The following is a 26023-nucleotide window of genomic DNA, read 5'->3' as shown; positions in this document are numbered from 1 at the left end:
ATAAATTTATATTTATTTTATCTTTTTGTAATATCTTTAAAATATGGGAAAATCGGATAGTTTTTTTGATAAGGTATATCGTGTTGCTCTCTTAATTCCTTTCGGAAAGGTTACAAGCTATGGAGCTATTGCCAAATACCTAGGGGCCACTAGGTCTGCACGAATGGTTGGGTGGGCAATGAATAATTCGCATTCTCATACAGATGAAATTCCAGCACATAGAGTTGTAAATCGTAAAGGAGTTTTAACAGGAAAACATCATTTTCAAGGAATAAATTTAATGCAGCAATTATTAGAAAACGAAGGTATTTTAGTAGTTGATAATCAGGTGCAAAATTTCGAAGAAGTATTTTGGGATCCCTCAGAAAACTTAGATGATTCAATTTTAATGGATCTTTAATAAGATCTTTTTATTAATCTATAAATTTTGATAATTCAAACACTTTAAAATCTAAGTGTTATGCCGTATCTTTGTTATTGGTTTAATAGAACAGTAATAAGCATAGTGCAAATTACGCAAAGTGAAAAGCATAAATGAGTTTTAAGAAACAAGACATATATACAGCGTTAGAAAAAATAACGGCACCAGGAGAAGGAAAAAACTTAGTTGAAAATAACAATATAAATAATGTTGTTGTTTTTGGGGAAGAGGTTGTTGTAGATGTAGTTATTAGTAATCCTACATTACAAGCAAAGAAAAAAGTAGAGGTTGAAATTATAAAAGCTATTCACGAGCATGTTAACCAAAAGCTTGAAGTTAAGGTTAACGTAAAAGTAGAGGTTGCTCCAAAAGAGAACCCAAATCAGATACGAGGTAAAGAAATTCCAAATATTAAAAATATCATTGCTGTAGCCTCTGGAAAAGGAGGTGTTGGAAAGTCTACTATTACTTCAAATTTAGCAGTTTCTTTAGCAAAAATGGGCTTCAAGGTTGGAGTACTAGATGCAGATGTTTATGGGCCATCTCAGCATTTAATGTTCAATGTAGAGCAAGAAAAGCCTTTGGCAACTAATGTAAAGGGACGATCAAAAATGAAGCCTGTAGAGAATTATGGAGTTAAACTTTTATCCTTAGGGTTTTTTACAAGTCCAAATCAGGCCGTTATATGGCGTGGACCAATGGCCTCCAAGGCATTAAATCAGTTAATATTTGATGCAGATTGGGGAGAATTAGACTTTCTACTAATTGATTTGCCACCTGGGACTGGTGATGTACATTTATCAATTGTTCAAGCTGTTCCTATTAACGGAGCAGTTGTAGTTAGCACGCCACAAAATATTGCATTAGCAGACGCGAAAAAAGGAGTCGCAATGTTTCAGCAAGAAAGTATAAATGTTCCAGTACTTGGAATTGTTGAAAATATGGCCTATTTCACACCTGAAGAACTTCCTAATAACAAATATTATATTTTTGGACGAGAAGGCGCTAAGAACTTGTCAGAAGATATAGGTACAAGTTTTTTGGGTGAGATACCACTTGTTCAAAGTATAAGAGAGGCCGGTGATGTTGGTCATCCAGTAGCTTTACAGAAAAATACATCATTATCTGAAGCTTTTGAAAGTGTAACAAAAGAAATGGTATCACAATTATTAAAGAGAAATGCAAATCTACCACCAACAGAAGTTGTAAGAATAACAACAATGAGTGGTTGTAGTACTAAATAAAGCGTATTTTTATAAATACTATTAAAATTTGTTTAACAAAAATTCAAATACCCAGTTTGAATTGCTTCTTGTATGAGGAGGTTAAATGGGATGTTTATGGCATCAGCAGAAACTAAAAATAATGTAGAAAAAGCACTAGAAGAAATTCGTCCTTTTTTATTAAGCGACGGTGGAAATATTAAACTTTTGTCTATTGAGGAAGATACTGTAAAGGTTCAGTTGGAAGGAGCATGTAGTGGATGTTCGGTAAATCAAATGACTTTAAAGAATGGTGTAGAAGCAACAATAAAAAAGCATGCTCCAGAAATAAAAGAAGTCATTAATATAGCATAATTCTTCTTGATTTTTTGTAGAATTGACTATTTAGAAAAAAGTTTTTTTACGGAATATTAGCGACGAATATTTATTTGTTGCCTCTTTGAAATAATTAAATTTATTTCCCAATAGTTATGTTTTATATTTATTAAAGTGTAAATCTCGATGTAAAAAAGAATATTTTAGGATAGCAAATGATTAAAACAGATATATTAATAATTGGAGCAGGTCCTACAGGACTTTTTACGGTCTTTGAAGCAGGATTGCTCAAATTACGTTGTCATCTTATTGATGCTCTTCCACAACCAGGAGGTCAGTGCTCTGAAATTTATCCCAAAAAGCCAATCTACGATATACCAGCTTATCCAGAGATTTTGGCTGGAGACTTGACTGATAAATTAATGGAACAAATTAAACAGTTTGAGCCTGGTTTTACTCTTGGAGAAAGAGCCGATACTATAAAAAAACAAGAAGACGGTACATTTATTGTTACCACAAATAAAGGAACAAAACATCATGCTCCAGTAGTTGCGATTGCTGGTGGCTTAGGGAGTTTTGAACCTAGAAAGCCTCCAATTCCAAATATTGCAGATTTTGAAGATAATGGGGTAGAGTATATGATCAAAGAGCCAGAATTGTATCGAGGTAAAGATGTGGTGATAGCGGGTGGAGGCGATTCAGCACTAGACTGGTCTATTTTTTTGACAGATATAGCGAAGTCAGTTACTTTAATTCACCGAAGAAATGAATTTAGAGGAGCTTTGGATTCTGTAGATAAAGTTCAGGAGTTGAAAAATGAAGGAAAAATTAACTTGATTACACCTTCAGAGGTAAAAGGTATTTTAGGAAAAGACAGTTTACAGGGGGTTATTATAGAGAAAAAAGGGGAAGAACCGTTTAACTTGAAAGCGGATCACTTCATAGCACTTTTTGGCTTAGCTCCAAAATTAGGACCTATTGCGAATTGGGGGTTAGAAATAGAAAAAAACGCGATTAAAGTAAATAATGCATTAGATTATCAAACAAATATCCCAGGAATATATGCAATAGGTGACGTGAATACATATCCTGGTAAATTAAAATTGATTTTGTGTGGATTTCACGAGGCAACTTTAATGTGCCAAAGTGCTTATCAACGAATTTACCCAAACAAAAAGTATGTCATGAAATATACTACTGTTGGAGGAGTTCAAGGTTTTGACGGTACTAAAAAAGAGGCGCCAAAAGCCGTTGTAAAAGCAATAAATTAGGGTATATTGAGGTTTTTAATAAATATAATATGGTTTTATTAAAATAGTAAGTAACTAATAAAAACAAGAAGAGTTTGGATATTATTGATTATGTGATAGAGCTTTCTCAAGATAAATTATTATACTTTGCATTGCCTCTTTTTTTGTTATGTTTATTTGTAGAATATCAATTTGCAAAGGAAAAATATAATATTAAGGATACTGGAGTATCGCTTATGATGATGATTTTTTCATCTATAGTAGAGTTTATTCCAAAAATTTGTGCTTTTATTATATTTTTCTATTTACATCAAATAAGCCCATTAAGAGATGTTATTGAACGTCAATGGTGGGTGTGGTTTTTATTATTTTTTGCAGATGATTTTTCTTATTATTGGTTTCATCGATTAAATCATGAGATAAGGTTGTTTTGGGCAGGTCATGTTTCTCACCATTCTTCAGTATATATGAATTTTGGAACTGCATTAAGACAAGGAGTAGGAGAACGTATTCATAAATTCTTTTTTTGGATGTGGATACCTCTTTTAGGAGTTGACCCTTTAATGATTTTTACAATGATGGGCGTAAGTCTTGTATATCAGTTTTTTGTTCATACAGAATTAATTGATAAGTTTCCAAGAGTTATTGAATTTGTTTTCAATACTCCTTCTCATCACCGAGTACATCATGCTTCTAATATTCGATATTTAGATTGTAACCATGCAGGGGTCCTGATAATATGGGATCGTTTATTTGGGACTTTTTCCAAAGAACTAAAGGGGCTTGATAAACCAAGATATGGGTTAACAGAAAATATAAAAACATTTAACCCACTAAAAGTAGCTACTCATGAATACATAGCTATTTGGAAAGACGTCAAAAGATCAAAAAGGTTGAGTGATAAGTTAAACTATATTTTTAAATCACCAGGCTGGAGTCACGACGGTGATGATAAAAGAGCAAAAGTGCTAAGAAAAAAATTACAAGAATACGAAGAAGCAACTCAGATTCATCTTTAATAAAAAGATTTTAGATGGACTTGTAAAGTAGTGTTTTTATCTTATTTTTAATAGAACTTTTTCCTTGAAAAACATTTCAAAATACTTTTAACCATTATTAAATCTCATTGTATCGTGAATAAAATTTCGTTGCTATTTTACCTATTTTTGTAGGTGTGTTTGTTTGAAAAACACTTTTAAAAAAGAACACTAATAATTATTTTCATGGATAGTCAAGACATTAAAATTAAAATCACGGATAGAGAAGGGGTTATACATGAAGTTATAGCTCCTACTGATATGGCAATGAATTTAATGGAAGTTGTTAGGTCGTACGAATTAGCCCCAGAGGGTACCATAGGTATTTGCGGAGGAATGGCTATGTGTGCATCTTGTCAATGTTATGTAAATTCAGACCACCCATTACCTGAAATATCAGATGATGAAGACGCAATGTTGGCAGAAGCTTTTGATGTGAGAGAAAATAGTAGGCTTGGATGCCAAATTCAAATGACCACTGACTTGGATGGATTACAGGTAGAGTTAGCACCAGAGAGTTAATTTAACAAAACGCTAAGGTATGTGTATAATAATACGATGTAAAAATATATTATAAAACCTTAAATTGATTCAGATTCAAGTTGATTTAGCCAATTTTTAACTCTTTCTTGTGTTAATTCAGGTTGGTTATCCTCGTCAATAGCAAGTCCGTAAAATAAATCTTCATCTTCTATTTTTGCTTTCGATTCTGTAAAATCATAACCCTCTATAGGCCATTTTCCTATAATTTTACCGCCATTTTTTAGAATTACTTTAGCTAACATTCCAACACCGTCAATAAAGAATTCTCCATAACCATATTGATCACCTAACCCAAACAAAGCAATTGTTTTCCCTGTAAAATCAATAGTTTGAAATTCGTCAAAAAAACTTTCCCAATCACTTTGAAGGTCTCCATCATACCAAGTAGACAAGCCTAAAATTAAAAATTCAAATTTTTCAAAGTCAGAGGCTTTCACATTACTAACTTCAATTACTTTAATATCTGAAGATTTCCACTCATCTACTATATTATGTGTTATTTCTTCAGTCATCCCAGTGTCTGATCCGTATATTAATCCAATTGTTTTATTCATGACTTATGTTTAAGTATTGCTATTGTAAATTGTCGATTAACTAAATTACCTGTTTTACTTTTAATTTTTTCTATTTTTTTCACTGTAGAGGCTATTTCAAGAGTTGAATTCTTAATTAAGAAAAGAATGTCATCAATATTGTATAACTTGAACTTTTTTCTCACAAAAGGGAGTGTTTCCATAAATTCTTTATTAGCAAAGGTAATAATCAAAGTACCGTTTTTTTTTAAAACTCTTGCTATTTCATATAGCAATTTTTGTGGTTTTTCCCAGAAATACAGAGTGTTTACAGTAAGTATTTTGTCTACACTTAAATCGGCAAGTGGTAAAGATTTTCCATCATATAAATCAAACGAAACACGAGTGTGATCTGATGTGATTTTTTGATTTTCAGCTTCAATTTTCATAGTTTTCGATATTTCTAAACCGATAAAAGATAAAGATGAAGCCTTTGACAGTAGGTAATTAATATGACCACAGTTCCCATGACCTATCTCTAAAATTAATTCTTTATCACGAATATTTAATAAATCAATAGAAGACTTGGTCATGCTGATGTTCGTTTTATGCATCATATCAGCTACTTCTTTTCCTATCTTGCCATCAGGACAACTTAGTTGTTCTTCTAGTTCAATAAGCTTTTTTTCTTCACTGGGATTCATTTTTTTGATTTTGGATAGTATTTAATTTACGAGTTTCTCCAATTATTTATCGCTTTTACTAAAAAGGTATTAGCAACAACAAGTAATACAAGTATTAGTATTTCTGAAATATTGGAAGCTTCGTATATAATTGCGGTAATTACGTGATATACATTGAATATGCCCAGTATGACTGACCAAATAAGAGAGGCCCAAACAAACCATTTCTTTGAAATTTCAAGACTCAGTAGTCCAAAGGTTAGTGCAAGACCTTCCATTAAAATTCTCCATTGATGTGCCCAAAAGGGAGTTTCGCCTGTAGCCCCTTCCATTAGTAGAGATTCTTTGAAATAAATAGTTGCTAATCCATATATATGATGAAATATGAATCCAATAGCTATGAATATCCATAAAAGTGAAATTTTAATTCTCATTGGAATATGATTTTTAGTGTTATTTATAGTTTTTTTTTGAAGATCTGTATTGTTTTTATCAATGTCCTCTTCTATTAATGTTTTTAAGTTTTTATAATCTATTGGTGTTTTGTGATAACTACTTTTTGTTTTTATATTCGGTCTAATTTTTGAATAGCTTAACAAGCTCAGCGAAGAGATGATGATCCAGATAAGATCAACTAGTAAGATATCATATTGTTTGCTAAGAAAAGAAATCCAAATCCAGTTACCAGAAACAACACCATTACTAATTGGGACAAGAATTCCCAATACCCCTCCTAAAAGTAAGGTTGATTTATTAGTGAAATAATTATCTCGTTTAAATCTATAAAAAAGAATAAATAGCAACCATGTTAAAAAATAGAAATAATAGATAGCGTTTTGTTTATTTGATAAATAACCACTTGTTACTTTCACAAATAAAAAGGCAAGGGCTGTTACAGGTAAAAGAGATAAGCATACAGCGATATATATATGACCTATCTTAGCAGTATATAGACGTTGTCTTAAATTTATACTTTTTTTATTTCTTGCCTCCACCCAGATTAAAACTCCTGTAATAATAACAAAGCAAGTAATCAACGCTAAGATGAAATAGATAATTTTAATTGATAAGCCACCAAAATCTCCAAAATGCAGTTTTTCCATGGCTCTTTGAATATCTACTATATATTCTGGATTATATGGATTTTTCTCAATTTCTAATTGTTTATTTTTGACATGGTAGCTAACAAGACCTGTTCCAATAAATCGTTTTTTACTATCTAATTCTCCAGTCACTATGTACTTCATATTGGAGCCTTCATAGTTTTTTATATAAACTTTATTTAAATTAAAGTTATCCCACTGACTATTTGCTTTTTTAATAAAAGCATTAAAGTTTGGAATGTTTTCTTCAAGAGATGAAACCCAAGCATGGTTTTTCATAGCGGGTTGAAGATTTTCCAAAAGTTTTTCTTGGTTCCCGTTGTATAATATTTTGGCAGGAATCAAAACAAGTATTCCTAAAGCAAAATAGGCTCCGGTTAGGGCAAAAATAAACTGAAAAGGAAGTCCTATAACTCCGAGAGCCGTATGCGCATCAGCCCATACTTTTTTTAGAATGGTTTTAGGGTTAAAATTAAAAAAGTCAGGTATTATTTTTTTCCAATGAACTATTACTCCTGTAATAATGGCAAATAAAAAAAAGAAAGAAACGAGTCCAGCTAGATATAGACCAATAGTTGGAATTTGATAAAAAAAATGTAAGCGATATAAGAATTCGCCAAGGCTATATTGTTGATTGTAAGTTTGAGTGCTACCAGACTTTATATCGGTATAGAAATAATGAGCTATTTTTCCTTTTTTAGATGAAGTAGTATCCTTACTTGGAGATAAATAAACATATATTTGGTCTGTATATTTTCCAAGATGCATTTGAATATCCCTACCTTTTAATTCATAGTCATCATTTAAATTACCAAGTAATTTATTGAAGTTGATATTTTGTCTTTCAGTATAGCTTAATGGTTTTCCTTCTTCCCAAAATTGAATTTCCTCTTTAAAAAGAGAAAAGGCTCCCGCAAAAAACATTACATATAGCGCAATACTAATTATAATTCCACTTACTGTATGCGTGTTAAAAAAGACATTATAATTTCTCCTACCCATTATACATTATAAAAAAGGGTTGTTTTTATTAGCGAAAAAGTACAACAAGTATAAAATTACTATTGTAACTCCGTATATAATCCAAACTGTCCAACCATTATTAAATAAATAAGGAATAATTAACAGTATACACCAAATAAGAAATAATGAAAAGGTAGAAGTTACAATTATTTCATTATGCAAAGGTATTTGTATGGCAATAAACATATGTAAGAGAGCGGTAATTGTGTATCCTCCTATAATTCCAGCAGATAATTTAGCAACTTTTTGCCAAGGTGATTGTGTAAGATATTTTGGGTTAGCAGGCATAATTAAAATATATTTTCAAAAATGAAACTAATGATTAAAATAAATACTACGCCTAAAACATTTACTTTTCTTATTGGTATAAGCAAAATCATCAGACTGAATAAAGTTATTGTTAAAAATAGCCAAGTTAAAATACCTGATGTTACCCCAAATATTAAACAAGCGAAAAAAAAAGCTATTATTAGAAAGGTAAAACCTACCATTCTCGATGAATTTTTATTTTTTTGTATCCAGTTTAGAAGATGATTTGTTTGGGCTAGTGGTGTTTTCTCTGAAGTACTATAAATTAAGTAGCAACTTACGGTAGTAAATGTAATAAAAAGGCTAATCATTTTCTTGATTTATATAATAAACTCCGAGCATATTGCTCGGAGTTTATTTTTGTTAAAATTTATAGGAAAGAGTTCCTAAAAACGCACGAGTAGCTTGTGCATTTACTGTTCCCCATCCATTATAATAAACTTTATCAGTAAAATTATTTACTTTAAGTCCAATTCTAAATTTATCAGTATCATAATATGCTCCAGCATTAAATATAGTATAACTTGGAAGTGTAAATTGACCGCTAATAGTATTGTTGATAGTATGATGTTCTGATGCTCCATTGAAACCAGCACCTAAGCCAAGATTCTCTAAGAAACTTCCTTCTTGGAACTTATAGTCGGCCCAGAAATTGTAAATTGTTTGAGGACCGGCCTCCTCCGGTCTTCTGTTTAATAACTCAGTAACATATCTTTCGCCAAATTCACTGGTAGGGTCTGTTATTTGGGTATCATTATACGAATAAGAAGCTCTTAGGTTAAGCCCATTAAAAGGGTTTGCGTTCATTTCAAGTTCTATTCCTTTGCTTACGATTTCTTTTAGATCTATTTGACTTAAACTTACAATAGCCTGTGGATCTGTCGTTCTTATATTTTTTGCTATAATATGGTAATAACTAGCTCCAAAGTTCAGTTTTCCATTAAATAAGTTGGTTTTAACCCCTCCCTCAAATTGATTTGCTTTAACAGGTTTGAAGTTATCCGTACTTCCATCTGTGTATATTACAGGATCTACATTGGTAAATCCAGTCTGATAATTGGAGAAAAGAGATAATTTTTTGGGAAGTACTTGGTATATGATACCTGCTTTAGGTGAAAAGGTTGTCTTAGTATAATTGTCATACATGATTGCTTCGTTTCCATCTTGTTCAAAATGATCTAAACGTAAACCTAAATTTAAGGTTAAATTATCGGTAACATTTAGTACATCAGAAACATATAAAGCATAGGTTTCTGAGTTTGTTTTTACATCATTGACTGGTGTCTGAGTGAATATTTGGTCCAAACTAATTTGAGATGGAGAATACTGTGCTTCAGGTGTGAAACTAGTATTTAAAACATTACCCTGTGCATCGATAAAAGCGTCAAAATATGGAAACGCTGTAAACTGATTTGTTATTTGTTGCGCAACTTGTTGTTGTCCTATTGCTCCTAATGTAGTGAATAGCGCTGGAAAGTTTGATGTAGTTGTTATGATAGGGTTTCCAGATTGATTTTTAAAGTGTTGTGACCTGTTTACATAATCTAAACCAAAAACTAGCCTGTTTCTTAGGTTTCCGATTTTAAAGTCTCCAATAAAGTTTTGTTGGAAGTTATAATTTGAAGCGTTGGCATTGCGTTTATCGAAAAATCTTGTGAAAGCCTCACTTTGTAATAAGCCTTGTGCTTCCTGTAGCATAGGTCCTACGGTAGGTGTTAGAATAGGAGCTAATTGAGGGTTTTCTAATAATGGTTGCAAAGCCAATAGACCTAATGCACCACCATCAATTTGATATTGGTAGTAACCGTTTGCCTCTGAGTAGCTACTTGCAAAAATTGATTGAGAAGTCCATTTATCTGAAATTTTATAATCAATAATAGTCCTTGTGTTAAACGTAGGACTCGTCAAGTGTATATCATTTGATGTAAATGATTTTTTTGGATTTATATTTAATTCTTCAATATTCGTTGCGATTAATGGTACCCCTCTTCGTAAGAATAACATGGAAGGGTTTGTTTGTTTTGTTCTAGCATATTCAAGACCCAAAGAAATATTTAATTTATCATTTATTGAATAAGAAATAGATGGGGCTACAAAAAATGTTTTTCTAAAACCAGCATCTTGAAAACTATCTTGTGTTAAATATGAAGTGTTTAACCTAAAATAAGGTCCGTTTTTTCCTCCTAGTGGAGTGTTAATATCGGCAGAAACTCTATGTGTTCCAAAAGACCCGCCTGTATAAGAGATACTTCCTCCAAATCCTTTAAATGGTTTTTTAGTAACGATGTTAATAAGCCCCCCAATAGAGGTTTCAGTGCTACCAAATAATGTAGCAGAAGGACCTTTAATTACCTCTATTCTTTCAATATAAGATGGATCTACCGCACTTAACGTGAATCCCGGCATACCATCAACAAGTTTTGGTTGCATAGCAAACCCCCTCGATGTAAAGTATCCTGTTCCTTCACCAGGTGCTCTACCAGTGGCTTCCCATAATTTACTTAATCCAGTAGCGTTTTTTAAAGCATCATCTAAATTAGTTATTACCTGAGAATCTAATAATTCAGAAGTAACAGTAGTATAAACTTGTGAATTTTCTAGATCTTTTAAGGGAAGTTTTGAAACATAGGCAGTTTGTTTACGAGAAAATTTGTTCTTTCTACTTGTAACCTCCACCTCTTGAAGTAATTCGTTTCCTTCATATAATGTGATCATTAATTCATCAGCAGGTATTTTAATATTAACTACTTTCGTTTTAAAACCTATAAATGATAGTTTAATATCTTGTGGTCCATTAGGAATGTTTTTGATTTCAAAATGACCATCAATATCTGTTTGTGTTCCAAGATTCATACCTGTAATTGATATGTTAACATTTGGAAGAGGTTCGTTGTTGTTGTCTACAACTGTGCCCTTTATTGCCCCCCGCTGAGCTACAGCGCTTGCCATCATAAAAAAAATTGTGATGGCATTTAATAATCCTTTCATTGTTTTTATTTAGATTTAATAAAAAATTTTATTTTGCAAAAATACTGCATCATTACATAAAAACAAAAGTTGTTTAGATTAATTTTAAATAATAACCGTCTTTTAATGAGATATTTTCATTTTTAGTTGTTGCCTGATAAAAAACATTAAATACCTAAGCGTTTAATATTAATTCTCAAAAAAAGCCCTGAAATCAATTCAGGGCAAGGGAAATAAAATGAAGTTGGATTCCAATCTTTATAGATTAAGAATCGCAAAATCGGGGATTAAAGGAATTGGGAATTATTGAGTAAGTTTGAAAATACCTTTTAAACTTTTTCCATTTACTTTAGCTCCTTTGGTAGCTGAAGCGGTACTGGGATCTACAATATAAACTCTCGTTTCTTGGTCATTTGAAACACTTATAAACGCTTTATTATTTTCTTTAAAAATCGGAGAGGTATATCTTTGTCCATGCGGATTTGGAACCCCTTTTACATTGGTAACTGTTTTTGCATCGAGATCGATAATCACTAATTTAACAACATCTAGTCTGGTATACGCCTCCCAGTGATCATCTTTAACGGAATCGTCGATTATGATTCTAGCAATAGCTTTACCGTTTCCAAGATAGTCCATCCAAAATATTTTACCGCCATTGGGAGCATTTTCTACATCAAAAAAATAATCAGCATCAAATTCTGTAGTATTATTTTTTATTTTTAAAATACCAGAAGGTTTACTTGCAGCTGTAAACCCAGCGCTTAAAGCAGAAGAGGAAAAAGAGTAAATATCGTTATTTTCTGTTTTAATAATACCTGTAGTATGCCCGTTGGTACCTATAGGGCTTGTCCGGTTGTCAGTTATTATTTTTTCTAATGTAAACTCTGGATAAGAAAATATTGCCACATAAGCTCGGTCTGTATCTGGAGTTTTATAACTGCCATCGGCAGTCCACTTGTGGTAGGAAATAAATAGTTTGTTTTTTAGTTGTACCATGCCTGTAATCCATGGAATTGATTCAGTGTTACTTGGTTTTCCGTCACCTCTGTCGATATCAACTTCATGCTCAACAATTCTTTCTATTTTTCCTGTTTCATTATTGACTATGTGAAATCTTTTTTTTTCGAATCCACTATAGGATAGTTGTACGGCAATTAGTTTATTATCTTCTGTATTTGCATAAGTATCTAAGGTTTTGTTAAAAGTAAACTTTGCTTTTTCTGCTAGTACTTTGTTTTCATTAATTGCGTAGCTTACGCAAGTAACATCATCAGAATATCCAGCTGTATATAATACGTTACTAGATTGATAAAAAAAACGCCATCCAATTTGTGGTATTCCTTTGTTTTCTGCATCAATAATTCCGCTTGATAAATCTTGAATAGAGGATAGTTCTACAAGGTAATCTACAGGTGCTTCCAGACCGATCGGATTGGCTTCTAAAGCTACAAGATATTTTGTGGTGGATGCTATTGAGGGGCGATTTGCTTCTTCACTATTACAACTAATTAGTCCTACTGAGAAAGCTAATAAGAAGCTTTTTATATATTGATTGAGTTTATACATGATTATATGATTTAATTTATGGTATTGCATAACGAAGCTTCACGTAGTAAGCACGTCCTGGTTGTTGAATTCTAAAATTGTCATATAAGCGTTCATTGGTAAAATTACTGATTAGTAATGAAACGTTATATTTTCTTTTTTGAAAAGAATAGCTGGCTTCAAAATCTTGTGAAAATTGACTAGGGATTAACTTTCTATCTCTCTCATTACCTAGTTTGTAAGACTGTAGGGGGTAACCATCCACATATCTACTATTCCAATTCAAGTTTAGTGAACTGTGATCATTAAAAAGAGAATTAATATTATAGTTTAAACGAATGTTTCCATACAATAACGGTATGTTAGGTATTCTAATTTTTATATTGTTTTGATCTTTTTCAGTAATTTCTTGCTTGGTAATATTAGCCGATAGCTTCCAGTTTTTATAACTATATTCAGACTCTAGCTCAAAGCCAATGATTTTTGAATTAGCTTTATTTAAATATTTTGAAAATAAGGCTTGTGCTTGCAGAATAATCATGTTTTTTGCATCACGATAAAATCCATTAGCAGCAAAATTAAATTTAAAACCTTTAGTTTTTGTAGTACGATATGAAAGACCTAAATTGTAATTATGACTTTCCTCTGGAATCAGTTTTAGATTTGTAAGCAATAAATTACCGTTTCCAAATATTTCATACCCTTCGGGCAAACGATATGCTTTTTCAAAAGAGGTTTTTACGGTTAATTCTTGTACTGGTTGAAATCTTGCTGCAAAGCCACCCCCTATTTTATTATAAAAATTATTTTCAGGGGTATATTTGGTTGGGTCAGATTCATTCTTGTAAATAGCATTGATAATTCCATAGGTTTCCATATTAAAATACTTCGCAAAAAAAGTGGTTTTTATAGAACGATCGAAAAAAATAGAATTAAAGGATAGACCAAGGACGTGTTTACTTAGTTTATGCGGATCTGTAAAAGGCACTCTAGAAGTAGCTATTGGGTCTTTACCTTTTCTCAATAAGTAATTTTTAGTATAATTCATAACAATATTCTGTTTCCGTGTAAAATGGTATTTTATTAAAGAGTTGAATATATGTGACTCGTCTTCGATTCTAAATAAAGATTTTGGGCCAATTTCTCCAGTAGCTGTATTACTATTTTCAGGCGCTTTATACCAGTAGAATTTTTTAGAAACGGTATCGATTAATTTTGCGTATTTTTTAAAAGCAGTAGCGTATATTTTAAGATAAAGTTTTTTTTTAAAAATTTGGTCGTTTTCATAGTTTAGTGAAACTTTATTTAATATTTCTTTTGTTAGAGCACCTCCATAAGGTTTTTGTGGGTCTAATGCGTGTTGAATTTCATTTCTATTAGAAGAAAAAACACCACCCAATATCAATTTTTTGGCAAAGTACCTGTTTTGATAGCCTAGGTTTATTTTTATCATATTGGAAGCATAAGCATCATGAAAACGTTCAACATTATCAATTGTACCATTAATATTACCTAAGTTATCATAAGTGTCAATGTTATCTATGGTAAAGTTGTTGTCAGAATAGTTTATAAAAGAAGTAATTTTAGCGGTAAACCCATTATTTTTATTGTAATGTTGACCTAAAAAAGATAATACATGGGTATTGAAAGATCCTGTGCTATATGAAAAATCTAAATAATCATTAAGTTGATGATTAGATACTATATTGATGGCTCCGCCAAGGGCATCAGCACCAAGTTCAATGGGTATTACACCTTTATAGATTTCTATATGATTAATTAGGTTTGAAGGAAAATTATTTAAACTTAAAGAAGAGCCTAAATTGTCCATAGGAATTCCATCGATAAAAAATTTAATCTGTTTACCAGAAAGCCCATTCATGGATAATGAAAAAGAAGAACCGACACCTCCTGATTGTCTTATATTAATTCCAGAAATGCCTTTTAAAGCAGTGTTGATATTCGTATTTGAATTTTTTAATTGTTTAGTTTCAAGGAGTGATACTTCAAATGCTTTTTCTTTGATTTTTTCTATGTTTGATTTCGTTTTGATTTGAACTTCATTCAACGAAATATGGTTTTCTTCTAGCGTAATGTTGAAATGGTTTTTATGTTTTCTTAAAAGAACATCTTTCGTTTTGTAACCTAAAGACCTTACCACCAAGGTTGTGTATTTAGAGTCAAAAAATAGCTCAAAATAACCGTTTAAATCAGTATTGGTTCCTATATTTGAGTTTTTAATTTTGATATTAACTCCAGAAATAGGTCTGTTATAAATGTCTTGAATTACTCCCGATATTTGTCTTTGAGCAAAATTAGATGTAGTAAGAAAACATAACAAAATAAAAGCCCTTTTCATTTATTTAGATTTAATAAAAATAGCAAAAATAAGAATCGGTTTTTGTTTGTCAAAATTTATTTAGAATTAATTTAAATAATAACTACTTTTTGATTTTTCTTGTTAGCTTTCTTTTATTTGGCGTGGTTTTATTCGGAGTACACCATTTTACCATTAAAATGATACTTAAGAACTCTGAATAAATATGTATATTTGTAAAACGACATAAAATTATGATGGTTTGTAATGTAAACGAAGGCTTATTATTACTTCTAAAATTTTTTATCAAAAGAAATCCAGAGTAACCTCGATTTAAAGAACTAATAATGAAAAAAAATAATCTTTAAATCGAATAATTATGCCTTTTTATCACAAATTAGGAAAAATTCCACCCAAACGCCACACTCAATTTAGAAAAGAGAATGGTGATTTATATTACGAACAGCTTTTCGGTACTATAGGATTTGACGGAATGTCAACGAATATGTATCATAACTACAGACCAACAATGGTCAAAAAAATCGAAAAGCAATATAGTGTTAAGCCTAAAATAGCTAAACCCAATAACATCCAATCATTTCGTTTTCGAGGTTTTCAAGTACCTCAATATGACGATTATCTTGAGAGTAGAAAAGTTGTTCTAACTAACAATGAATGTAATATAATTTTATCAGCACCTAGAAAATCAACAAAAAATTATTTTTATAAAAATACGGATGCTGACGAGGTTATATTTATCCATAAGGGTTCTGGTAAACTTCGAACAATATTGGGTAACATAAAATTTAAGTATGGAGACTATTTAGTAATTCCTAGAGGGGTAATATATAAATTAGACTTTGATGACGAAGATAACCGATTATTTATAATAGAATCTTATAGCCCAGTTTATACTCCTAAAAGATATAGGAATTGGTTTGGTCAACTTTTAGAACATTCTCCATATTGTGAGCGAGATATTCGAAGACCTGAAGAGTTAGAAACTCATGATGAAAAAGGAGACTTTTTAATGAAAATTAAAAAGAAGGATGAAATTATCGAAATGGTATATGCATCTCATCCATTTGATGTGGTTGGTTATGATGGATTTAATTATCCTTATGCCTTTTCAATTCATGACTTCGAACCAATTACAGGTAGAATACATTTACCCCCTCCAATTCATCAAACTTTTGAAAGTGCAGGTTTTGTAATATGTAGTTTTGTACCTAGGTTATATGATTACCATCCAGATTCAATTCCAGCACCTTATAATCACAGCAATATTGATTCAGATGAGGTTCTTTATTATGTAGATGGAGATTTTATGAGTAGAAACGATATTGCTCCTGGCCATATTTCATTACATCCAGCAGGAATTCCACATGGCCCTCATCCAGGTGCAACTGAAAGAAGTATAGGTGAAACAGAAACAGAGGAGTTGGCGGTAATGGTAGATACATTTAAACCATTAATGGTAACGGAAGAGGCAATGAAAATAGCTGATGACGACTATCATAAATCTTGGCTAGAGTAAAAGATGGTACTTGCAGAAAAGTTAAAATAATTTACAGTACAAAAAATATAACTTAGCGATAATGATTTCTCTTATTTAAATATAAGAGACAAAAATTAAGGTGCTTTAGGCTAGTTATTCCTAAATTTTGATAGTTATATTTCTGTTAATTAGTGAATTATTTTTTGTAAATTACAATGCTAGTTTACTCAAAAATATTAGGTTTATCTCGATCATAACCTAAAATAACACAATAAAAATTAATAAAAATCCAAGGAAATATCAGTGAGATTTTCACAGAAAAACGATTTTGTAAAGAACAAAATAAATCTCGATTTCCTTAAAAAATAAAAACACATGTCAAAAAAAATAAAATCGGTAAACTATGGCTTAGAGAAAATATTTGACGGAGCTCAAGATTTTTTACCTCTTTTAGGAACAGATTACGTTGAATTTTATGTTGGTAATGCAAAACAATCTGCTCATTTTTATAAAACTGCTTTTGGTTTTCAATCGCATGCCTATCGTGGTTTAGAAACAGGTTCAAAGGATTCTGTGAGTTATGTGTTAAAACAAGATAAAATAAGACTAGTACTTACGACGCCATTAAATAGTAAGTCGCCAGTAAATGATCATATTGTAAAACATGGCGATGGCGTAAAAGTGGTGGCTCTTTGGGTGGAAGATGCTCGTTCAGCTTGGGAGGAAACAACCAAAAGAGGAGCAAAATCATACATGGAGCCTACTGTTGAGAAAGATGATAATGGAGAGGTTGTACGAGCGGGTATATATACGTATGGTGAAACAGTTCATATGTTTGTTGAAAGGAAAAATTATAAAGGAACTTTTTTGCCAGGGTTTAAAGAATGGAATCCAGATTACAACCCTCCAAGCGCAGGTTTAAAGTATATAGATCATATGGTCGGCAACGTTGGTTGGGGACAAATGAATAAATGGGTTAAATGGTATGAAGATGTAATGGGGTTTGAAAATTTCTTGTCATTTGATGACAAGCAAATACATACAGAGTATTCTGCCTTAATGAGTAAGGTAATGAGTAATGGAAATGGAAGAGTTAAATTCCCTATAAATGAACCCGCTAAGGCTCCCAAAAGATCACAAATAGAGGAGTATTTAGACTTTTACGAGGGGGAAGGAGTACAACATATTGCGGTAGCAACGGACGATATTATTAAAACAGTAGCACAATTAAAAGCAAATGGAGTTGAGTTTTTACCGCCACCACCTCAATCGTATTACGATATGATTCCAGAAAGATTAGGGGTTCATATGGAAATTATGAAAGAAGATATTGCAAAATTACAAGAGTTGTCTATTTTGGTAGATGCTGATGAAGAAGGGTATTTATTACAAATATTTACAAAGCCTGTTGAAGATAGACCCACTTTGTTTTTTGAAATAATTCAAAGAATGGGAGCTCGTGGATTCGGAGCTGGAAATTTCAAGGCATTATTTGAATCTATCGAGAGAGAACAGCAACTAAGAGGAACCCTATAAAAAACTTTTTATTATAAAAAAGCCAAGAATTACATCTTTTTATTTTCTTGGCTTTTTGTTTTTTTATGGATCGATACATCAATATAAAATCTCCTTTTTCTTAATTGAAGTTAACTCGCTTTGATATGATTACCTTTGCTGAAAAAAGAATACTAACCAATTTTCTTCTAAAGAAATCAATCTTAGGAGTATTCAATTGTTATTTAATAGGAAATGAATCAACAGTAATTAACATAATTTTGAAACATGAAGAAAGAGGAAATATTAAGAGCTATAGAAAACAAATATAGTGAGCTTGGAGTTTCAACAGAAGCAATGCTAGAAGGGCTTCTTTGGAGTAAACCAATAACATATTGGGATTATATACAAACGGACGCCCTTTTAGGGCTGCAAATACCCAGAACAACAGAACCAGATGAAATGGTATTTATAATGTATCATCAGGTAAATGAATTGTTGTTTAAAATGATTTTATGGGAAATAGATCAAGTGGCGAAGTCGATTGAAATTGCTGCAGAAAAATTTTCAAAACACTTAACAAGAATTAGTCGTTATTTTGATATGCTTTGTAGCTCATTTTTAGTAATGGCAGAAGGAATGGATGTTGAGCAATATTTAAAATTTAGGAATACATTAACTCCTGCGAGTGGTTTTCAAAGTGCCCAGTATAGAAAAGTTGAATTTGCTTCAACAGAATTAATAAATTTAATAGACTCAAGATTTAGAGATCAGTTTAATGAAAACTTGTCTTTTCAGAAAGCATATGATCACCTATATTGGCAGGCTGCAGGAAAAAATTATAGTACAGGACAAAAAACAACCTTGTTAAAGCTTTTTGAAAAAAAATATATGGGAGAGTTTATTGATTTCATGAAAGATTATAGAGGGTGTAATCTATCTGAAAAGTTTAAACAGTTACCGAAAGAAACACAAAAAGATAAAGGACTAATTAATGCTATGAGACATTATGACTATACCGTTAATGTTAAATGGGTAATGGCGCATTATAATGCTGCAGGAAAGTATTTAGGAGGAGATGAAACAGCTTTAGAAGCTACTGGTGGTAGTAATTGGAGAAAGTATTTACACCCAAAATATCAAAGACGCATTTTTTTTCCTTACTTATGGAGTCAAGAGGAGCTTAAAAGTTGGGGAACTTTTTAATAAACTATAGCCATTGATTTAAAATCAGTGGCTTTTTATTTTTTGAAATGGAATTTGTCCATCAAAATTCATAAGTTTGATTGTCATAAGATTAAATGTTTTATTTAAATAAAAAAATAGATGATAAAAAATATAACCTATTTAGCTCTAATATCGCTTACCTTGAATATCAATGCACAGGGGGCTCCTAAAGCTTTTAAAGGAGGAGAATGGTTGCAATATAAAATGAGCTATAGTGGTTTCTTAAGAGCAGGGACTGCAACCTTGGAGCTTAAAAATGAAACGTTAAAAGGAAAAGAAGTTATTCACGCAATAGGTAAAGGACGTACTTCAGGGATGATTAGTTGGTTTTTTAAAGTTAAAGATAGGTATGAGAGTTATTTTACCCCCGAAAGTATTAAACCCTACCTATTTATAAGAGATATTGATGAAGGAGGGTATAAAAAGAGAAAAAATATTACGTTTAATTATCAGGATAACACGGCTTATGTTGAAGACTTTATTAATAAAAAAGATAGTGTTATTTCAGTAAAGAGTCCTCAGGATATGATCTCAACCTTCTATTTTTTAAGAAATCATAATACAAAAAACATGAAAAAAGGAGATGAGATTAATGTATCTATGTTCTTTGATGATAGGAGTTACCCTTTTAAGTTAAGGTTTTTAGGTTATGAGATCTTAAAAACAAAGTTCGGAAAAGTAAAAACTCAGAAATTCCAGCCTATAGTTCAGGCAGGTAGAGTATTCGAAGCAAAGGAAAGTGTTACTGTTTGGATCACTGCAGACGATAATAAGATTCCTATAAAAATGAAGGCTTCTCTTGCTGTTGGTTCTTTAAGAGCCGAGCTTGAAGCATATAAGGGTCTCGCAAATCCTTTTGAAATTGTTTTCACAAAGTAATAAGTTGTTTGTGAGTTGTTAAAAAATAAAAATCAAATGTAAATATTTGTATTTTTGTGAAGACACTCATTAAACTTATCTCTTTTTGAAACAATTAATATACATACTACTAGTTATCATAGGCTTTTTTTTATCGTGTAAAAAACAGGCTGAAAAAAAAACTATTGAAATAAAAGAAATAAAGAAACCGAAGCCAATAATGTTTTTGGGTTATAATTTAGATCAATTTAATGTAGTTCATGATACCATTGAAAATGGTGAAAGTTTTGCTGTAATTTTGGATAGGCACCATGTAATGTACCCTAAAATAAATAAAATTGCCACAACTATTAAAGATACATTTGATGTTAGAAGAGTTAGGTCAGGAAAACCATATACCATACTCACCTCAAAAGATTCTCTTCAGAAAGCACAAGTGTTTATATATAAGCATAATAAAGTACAATCAACGATTATTGATTTTAAAGATTCTGTTATTTCAGCTTTTAAGCATAAAAAGAAAATAAAAATTGTAGAAAAAGAAGTTGCAGGTGAAATAAACTCTAGCCTTTCTGTTACTATAGATAGTCTTGGTTTGCGGCCAACATTTACCAATACCGTAGCAGATATTTATGCATGGACTTTGGATTTTTATCGTCTTCAAAAGGGAGATAGTTTTAAACTTATTTACGAAGAAAAGTTTATTAATGATACTACTTTTGTTGGGTATGGCGACGTAAAAGCAGCTCTTTTTAATCATAAAGGAGAACATTTATATGCTTATAAATTCATTGCAGATACAATTAAGAGTGATGCAGAATATTATGATGAAAAAGGAAATATGTTGAGGAGTACTTTTCTAAAATCGCCTATAAAATTTCAATATAGAATTTCATCAAGATTTAATTTACGGAGAAGAATTAAGCTTTATGGTAACAGGGTACGTGCGCACAGAGGAACTGATTTTGCGGCCCCTTATGGAACACCAATTATGACTACAGCAAGTGGAACGATAGTAGAGTCTAGGAGGCGAGGAGGAAATGGAAATTATGTAAAGGTAAAGCATAATAGTACATACACAACACAATATTTACACATGAAAAGAAGGAAAGTACGTGTGGGAGATTATGTGAAGCAAGGAGATATTATTGGATGGGTTGGAATGACAGGAAACACTAGTGGACCTCATGTTTGCTATCGTTTTTGGAAAAATGGAGCACAAGTGGATCCATTTAGAGAAAAACTTCCAGCAGCGAAACCATTGGCAGACAGTATTAAGCCTAGATATTTCGAATTTATAAAGCCATTTAAAAAACAATTAGATAGTATTTATTTTTTTAAAAAAACAGATTCTATATTTTTGGACAAAGAAAATCTAGCAACTAATTAAAACATGGCGTTGAACAGCATTAATCCGACTAAAACTGAAGCTTGGCGAACACTAGAAAATCATTACAAAGACACACAACAATTTAACTTGAGAAAGCTTTTTCAAGAGAATAATCAGAGACAAAAACAATTGACAATTCAGTTTGATGACTTTAAAGTAGATTTTTCAAAAAACTTAATTTCTCAAGAAACAATAGGTAATTTATTGTCTTTGGCGGATGCTGTAGATTTAAAAGAAGCAATAGAGAAATATTTTTCAGGTGATATGATTAATGTTACGGAGAAAAGATCTGTTCTTCATACCGCACTTCGAAGTAACTCAGAAGATCCGATTCTGGTTGATGGTAAAGATATTAAGCCCCAAATTAAAACAACTCTAAGGAAAATTAAGACTTTTTCCGGAAAGGTAATTTCAGGAAAATGGAGAGGATATTCAGATAAACAAATAACAGATATTGTTAACATAGGTATTGGAGGGTCAGATTTTGGTCCAAGAATGGTTATAGAATCCTTGAAATACTATAAAAACAAGTTAAAAACACATTTTATTTCAAATATCGATGGAGACCATGTTTACGAGGTATTAAAAAATATAAATCCAGAAACAACAATTTTTGTTATCGTTTCTAAGACATTTACAACCCAAGAAACAATAACGAATGCAAATACAATAAGAGACTGGTTTTTAAATTCAGCAACAGTTTTTGATATAGCGAAGCATTTTGTAGCAGTATCTACAAATACAAAAGCAGTTATAAATTTTGGAATTGATAAAAAAAATATTTTTCCTATTTGGGATTGGGTTGGTGGTCGTTTTTCTTTGTGGTCAGCAGTAGGTATAACGGTTAGTCTTGCCCTAGGTTTTGATAAGTTTAAAGAGTTATTGGATGGAGCTGAGAAAATGGACATTCACTACAGAACAGCACCATTTGAAGAAAACATTCCGGTTGTATTATCATTACTCAGTATTTGGTATAATAATTTTTTGAATTGCGAATCTGAGGCAATTTTTAGCTATACACATTATTTGAAATATCTACCTGAGTACTTGCAGCAAGCTTTCATGGAAAGTAATGGAAAGGAAGTAGATAGGAATGGAGAAAAAGTAGATTACCAAACAGGTACAATTGTTTGGGGAAGTGTAGGGACGAATATGCAACATTCCTTTATGCAGTTATTGCATCAAGGAACTAAAATTATCCCTTCTGATTTCATTGGTTTTGAAAAACCATTGCATGGAGATGAAGAGCATCATAAAAAATTAATGGCAAATTTTTATGGGCAAATAGAAGCATTGGCTTTTGGAAAAACAATTGAAGAAGCACATTTAGATTTAAAAATGGCTGGACATATCGACGCTATGGCCCGACTGCTTCCATACAAAGTTTTTTCAGGGAATAAACCTTCAACATCACTGATTATCAAAAAGTTGACGCCTAAAAATTTAGGGATGTTAATTTCCATGTATGAACATAAGGTCTTTACTCAAGGTGTTTTATGGAATATTTATTCTTTTGATCAATATGGTGTAGAACTAGGTAAGGAATTAGCAAAAAAAATGTTAATTAATTAAGAACGTAAATAATAAACAAATGTTAAAAAATTTAACATTAAATTAATGTTAGGAATAAGTAAATATTAGAATTTTGCAAAGGCTATTTAATAATTAAATTAGATAATGAAAAATATTAAAAACATTTTACTGGGAGCTTTGTTTTTTGTAACAGCTACCATTTTAGGACAAACTAAAATTACGGGAAAAGTAGTGGATGAAATGGGAGATCCATTGCCGGGTGCCAATATTGTTGTAAAAGGAACAACAAGTGGTGCTGCAACTGACTTTGACGGTAAATTTATTTTAAATGTAGAATCGAGTTCGGGAGTTGTACTGGTTTCTTTTGTAGGATATGAATCAAAAGAAGTTTCGTATACCTCTAGCGACTTGGGAACAATTCAGCTAATTTCATCAAATCTATTGACAGAGGTTGTAGTCGTAGGAAGAGGGGTTATCGATTTAGCTGAGGGAAGAAAAACACCAATTGCAGTATCAACAATTAAATCAGCTGAGATTCAGGATAAAGCAGCAAACTGGGATTTACCTGAAATTTTAAAATCCACACCATCTGTTCAAAATATAAAAGCTGGTGGTTTCGGTGATGGTCAAATGTTTTTGAGAGGTTTTGATCAGACTAATACAGCCTTTTTATTAAATGGGCAGCCTATAAACGGAATGGAAGATGGGAAAATGTATTGGTCTAATTGGTCTGGTGTAATGGATGTAGCGAATGCGATACAAGTACAAAGGGGGTTAGGTTCTTCAAAATTAGCTATTTCTTCTGTTGGAGGTACCGTTAACATAGTTACAAAAACTATTGACAATAAATCAGGCGGATATATTAAACAAACTGTAGCGAATAATAACTATATTAAAAGTACAATCTATTATTCAACAGGAGTAAGTGAAAAGGGATGGTCTTTTTCTTCTTTGTTGGGGCATTGGCAAGGTGATGGCTATGTAAATTATACAGGTGGTCAAGGGCAAACATATTTCTTTTCTGTAGGTTACCAACCAAATATTAATAATACATTCAATTTCCTTTTAACAGGGGCACCACAATGGCATGCAGCTGCGGGAAGAGGAACAATTCAAGAATTTTTAGATAATGGAATAAGGTATAATAGTTGGAACGAGGAAGGGGTAAATAGTCCAAACCTTATAAATGGTCCAGAGGGTAAGCGTTATCCAGGAGGAAGAAATATTTACCATAAGCCCGTAGCCAATTTATCTTGGGACTGGAATATAAATGAAAGTTCGTCACTTTCATCTGTTTTGTACGGATCTCTTGGAAGGGGAGCTTTTGTTTCTGAAAGAATATCGAACGGAACAGGTTTTGCAAGAGGCTCATATAACAATCATAATTGGTATGGTTTAGTTTCAAATTATTCGAACGAATTGTCCGAGAATTTTAATTTTAATATCGGTGCTGATATTAGGACCTATAATGGACTCCATTTTAGAGGTGTAAATGAGTTTGTTGGAATTTCTTCAATAGATGAGTCTAGTACTTTTTCTGGAAACTATACAATATCTAATACATATGGGGGAATAAATCCGTGGGGAATGTTATTTAATCCTAATACTGATCATGACCAAAGATTAGATTATGATTACGAGGAAAATATAACATATTATGGTTTATTTACACAATTGGAGTATTCGAGTGATAAATTATCTGCATTTTTTCAAGGTTCTTTATCAAATCAGGATCATGTTAAAACAGATCATTATAATTTTACAGAATCGACTGATTCAGAAAAAGTATCTAACTTTGGTTATAATTTAAAGGCTGGTACAGCATATGAAATCACTGAAAATCATAAGGTATTTGGTAATGTAGGATATTATTCAAGACAGCCATTTCATGATGATCTTTTTGATAATATAAGAAACTCGAATGATTTAATTATACCTGCAGTGGAAAATCAAAAAATAACTGGATTTGAACTTGGTTATCAGTTTGGAAGTGAGTTTGTTTCCGCAAATTTAAATGCTTATCATACGACTTGGGGAAATAGAACATTGTTATCAAATAATGGAGAGATTTTTGATACCCCTGCTTATGAATCATATCAAACACAAGGAGTTGAACAGATTCACATGGGAGTAGAGTTGGAGGTGTTTACAAGACCTTTGAAAGGGCTAAAGGTAAACGGATTCGTTTCTGTTGGAGATTGGCAATTTAATGGGAATGGACGACAAAGAACGTTTGATTCAGATGGAGATGAAATAGGTTCTTCTACATCGGTCCAATTAGATGGGTTCAAAGTAGGAGGCGCTGCTCAAACAACTGCAGGAGTTACTGTAGACTATAAACTTTTATCAATTTTATCTGTTGATGCTAATTGGAATTTCTATAAAGATCTATATTCTGTTGGTTCTTTAACTCAAGAGTCTTTAAAATTACCTACGTATAATATTGCGGATTTAGGAATATCAATTAGCCCAAAGTTAAAAGAAAACACCTACTTAAAAGGAATTAGTTTTAGATTAAATGTTAATAATTTATTTGATGAAGTATACCTTGAGTCTGTAAATGGAAATACTCCTGCTTCAGTTAACCCGTCAGAGAATTGGAAAGGTTTAAATACTAGTAATAGAGCTAGATTTGGGTATGGTAGAACATGGAATGCCTCAATTAAATTAAGTTTTTAGATTTATAAAACACAAACACAAAAAAAGCACTTCAATTGAGGTGCTTTTTTTGTGTTTTATGCTTTAAGATAAAGGTATTTTAAATAAGTAAAA

At 31.6% G+C, this 26023-nt stretch carries 20 protein-coding genes; 13 read left to right on the top strand and 7 right to left on the bottom strand.

The window, feature by feature from the left end; all coding sequences use genetic code 11:
- Nucleotides 1-43 precede the first annotated feature (43 nt).
- The 6 genes from ACSIGE_RS08755 (at nucleotide 44) to ACSIGE_RS08730 (ending at nucleotide 4768) form a co-directional block, all read left to right on the top strand.
- A complete protein-coding gene (locus ACSIGE_RS08755; RefSeq protein ID WP_440879495.1) occupies nucleotides 44-400 on the top strand; it encodes an MGMT family protein in 357 nt (118 codons plus the stop codon).
- Between the two features lie 134 nt (nucleotides 401-534).
- Nucleotides 535-1665 carry an Mrp/NBP35 family ATP-binding protein gene (locus tag ACSIGE_RS08750; protein ID WP_440879494.1) on the top strand — a complete coding sequence of 377 codons (1131 nt, stop codon included), beginning with the start codon at nucleotides 535-537 and terminating at the stop codon, nucleotides 1663-1665.
- Between the two features lie 96 nt (nucleotides 1666-1761).
- On the top strand, nucleotides 1762-1998 hold the full coding sequence (locus ACSIGE_RS08745) for a NifU family protein (protein WP_440879493.1): 237 nt from the start codon (nucleotides 1762-1764) through the stop codon (nucleotides 1996-1998).
- A gap of 176 nt (nucleotides 1999-2174) precedes the next feature.
- Nucleotides 2175-3230, top strand: a complete 1056-nt coding sequence (locus tag ACSIGE_RS08740; protein WP_440879492.1) for an NAD(P)/FAD-dependent oxidoreductase — start codon at nucleotides 2175-2177, stop codon at nucleotides 3228-3230.
- A gap of 74 nt (nucleotides 3231-3304) precedes the next feature.
- A complete protein-coding gene (locus tag ACSIGE_RS08735) occupies nucleotides 3305-4228 on the top strand; it encodes a sterol desaturase family protein (RefSeq protein WP_440879491.1) in 924 nt (307 codons plus the stop codon).
- 204 nt (nucleotides 4229-4432) lie between these two features.
- Nucleotides 4433-4768 carry a 2Fe-2S iron-sulfur cluster-binding protein gene (locus ACSIGE_RS08730; RefSeq protein ID WP_440879490.1) on the top strand — a complete coding sequence of 112 codons (336 nt, stop codon included), beginning with the start codon at nucleotides 4433-4435 and terminating at the stop codon, nucleotides 4766-4768.
- A gap of 59 nt (nucleotides 4769-4827) precedes the next feature.
- Here the strand turns inward: ACSIGE_RS08730 and ACSIGE_RS08725 are convergent, their stop codons facing one another.
- The 7 genes from ACSIGE_RS08725 to ACSIGE_RS08695 form a co-directional block, all read right to left on the bottom strand.
- Entirely contained in the window at nucleotides 4828-5343 is a 516-nt protein-coding gene (locus ACSIGE_RS08725) for a flavodoxin (RefSeq protein ID WP_440879489.1), read from the bottom strand.
- Nucleotides 5340-6005, bottom strand: coding sequence for a class I SAM-dependent methyltransferase (locus ACSIGE_RS08720; protein WP_440879488.1), 666 nt, complete (start codon nucleotides 6003-6005; stop codon nucleotides 5340-5342). The genes ACSIGE_RS08725 and ACSIGE_RS08720 overlap by 4 nt, the downstream gene beginning before the upstream one ends.
- 26 nt (nucleotides 6006-6031) lie before the next feature.
- The gene (locus ACSIGE_RS08715; protein ID WP_440879487.1) at nucleotides 6032-8089 is read right to left on the bottom strand and encodes a PepSY-associated TM helix domain-containing protein; all 2058 of its coding nucleotides are present in this window, start codon (nucleotides 8087-8089) and stop codon (nucleotides 6032-6034) included.
- A gap of 6 nt (nucleotides 8090-8095) precedes the next feature.
- On the bottom strand, nucleotides 8096-8398 hold the full coding sequence (locus tag ACSIGE_RS08710) for a hypothetical protein (RefSeq protein ID WP_440879486.1): 303 nt from the start codon (nucleotides 8396-8398) through the stop codon (nucleotides 8096-8098).
- A gap of 384 nt (nucleotides 8399-8782) precedes the next feature.
- Nucleotides 8783-11407, bottom strand: a complete 2625-nt coding sequence (locus ACSIGE_RS08705; protein ID WP_440879485.1) for a TonB-dependent receptor domain-containing protein — start codon at nucleotides 11405-11407, stop codon at nucleotides 8783-8785.
- Between the two features lie 282 nt (nucleotides 11408-11689).
- Nucleotides 11690-12955, bottom strand: coding sequence for a DUF4374 domain-containing protein (locus tag ACSIGE_RS08700; RefSeq protein WP_440879484.1), 1266 nt, complete (start codon nucleotides 12953-12955; stop codon nucleotides 11690-11692).
- A gap of 16 nt (nucleotides 12956-12971) precedes the next feature.
- Complete coding sequence (locus ACSIGE_RS08695) at nucleotides 12972-15293, bottom strand: TonB-dependent receptor (protein WP_440879483.1); 2322 nt, start codon at nucleotides 15291-15293, stop codon at nucleotides 12972-12974.
- Nucleotides 15294-15630: 337 nt separating this feature from the next.
- Between ACSIGE_RS08695 and ACSIGE_RS08690 the strand changes: the two genes are divergently transcribed.
- The 7 genes from ACSIGE_RS08690 (at nucleotide 15631) to ACSIGE_RS08660 (ending at nucleotide 25930) form a co-directional block, all read left to right on the top strand.
- A complete protein-coding gene (locus tag ACSIGE_RS08690; RefSeq protein ID WP_440879482.1) occupies nucleotides 15631-16788 on the top strand; it encodes a homogentisate 1,2-dioxygenase in 1158 nt (385 codons plus the stop codon).
- Between the two features lie 336 nt (nucleotides 16789-17124).
- Nucleotides 17125-18285 (top strand): 4-hydroxyphenylpyruvate dioxygenase, encoded by a 1161-nt coding sequence (hppD, locus tag ACSIGE_RS08685; protein WP_440879481.1) that lies wholly within the window; start codon nucleotides 17125-17127, stop codon nucleotides 18283-18285.
- Between the two features lie 246 nt (nucleotides 18286-18531).
- Nucleotides 18532-19449 (top strand): tryptophan 2,3-dioxygenase family protein, encoded by a 918-nt coding sequence (locus ACSIGE_RS08680; protein ID WP_440879480.1) that lies wholly within the window; start codon nucleotides 18532-18534, stop codon nucleotides 19447-19449.
- Between the two features lie 120 nt (nucleotides 19450-19569).
- Entirely contained in the window at nucleotides 19570-20349 is a 780-nt protein-coding gene (locus ACSIGE_RS08675; RefSeq protein ID WP_440879479.1) for a DUF3108 domain-containing protein, read from the top strand.
- Nucleotides 20350-20434: 85 nt separating this feature from the next.
- Nucleotides 20435-21718 (top strand): peptidoglycan DD-metalloendopeptidase family protein, encoded by a 1284-nt coding sequence (locus tag ACSIGE_RS08670; protein WP_440879478.1) that lies wholly within the window; start codon nucleotides 20435-20437, stop codon nucleotides 21716-21718.
- Nucleotides 21719-21721: 3 nt separating this feature from the next.
- Nucleotides 21722-23290, top strand: a complete 1569-nt coding sequence (gene pgi / locus ACSIGE_RS08665; RefSeq protein WP_440879477.1) for a glucose-6-phosphate isomerase — start codon at nucleotides 21722-21724, stop codon at nucleotides 23288-23290.
- Between the two features lie 105 nt (nucleotides 23291-23395).
- Nucleotides 23396-25930, top strand: a complete 2535-nt coding sequence (locus tag ACSIGE_RS08660; protein WP_440879476.1) for a TonB-dependent receptor domain-containing protein — start codon at nucleotides 23396-23398, stop codon at nucleotides 25928-25930.
- Nucleotides 25931-26023: the final 93 nt, after the last annotated feature.

Source organism: Tenacibaculum profundi, assembly GCF_052050075.1.
GTDB lineage: Bacteria > Bacteroidota > Bacteroidia > Flavobacteriales > Flavobacteriaceae > Polaribacter.
The sequence above is the reverse complement of the archived record's forward strand: the minus strand, read 5'-3'. Positions and strand labels throughout refer to the sequence as shown.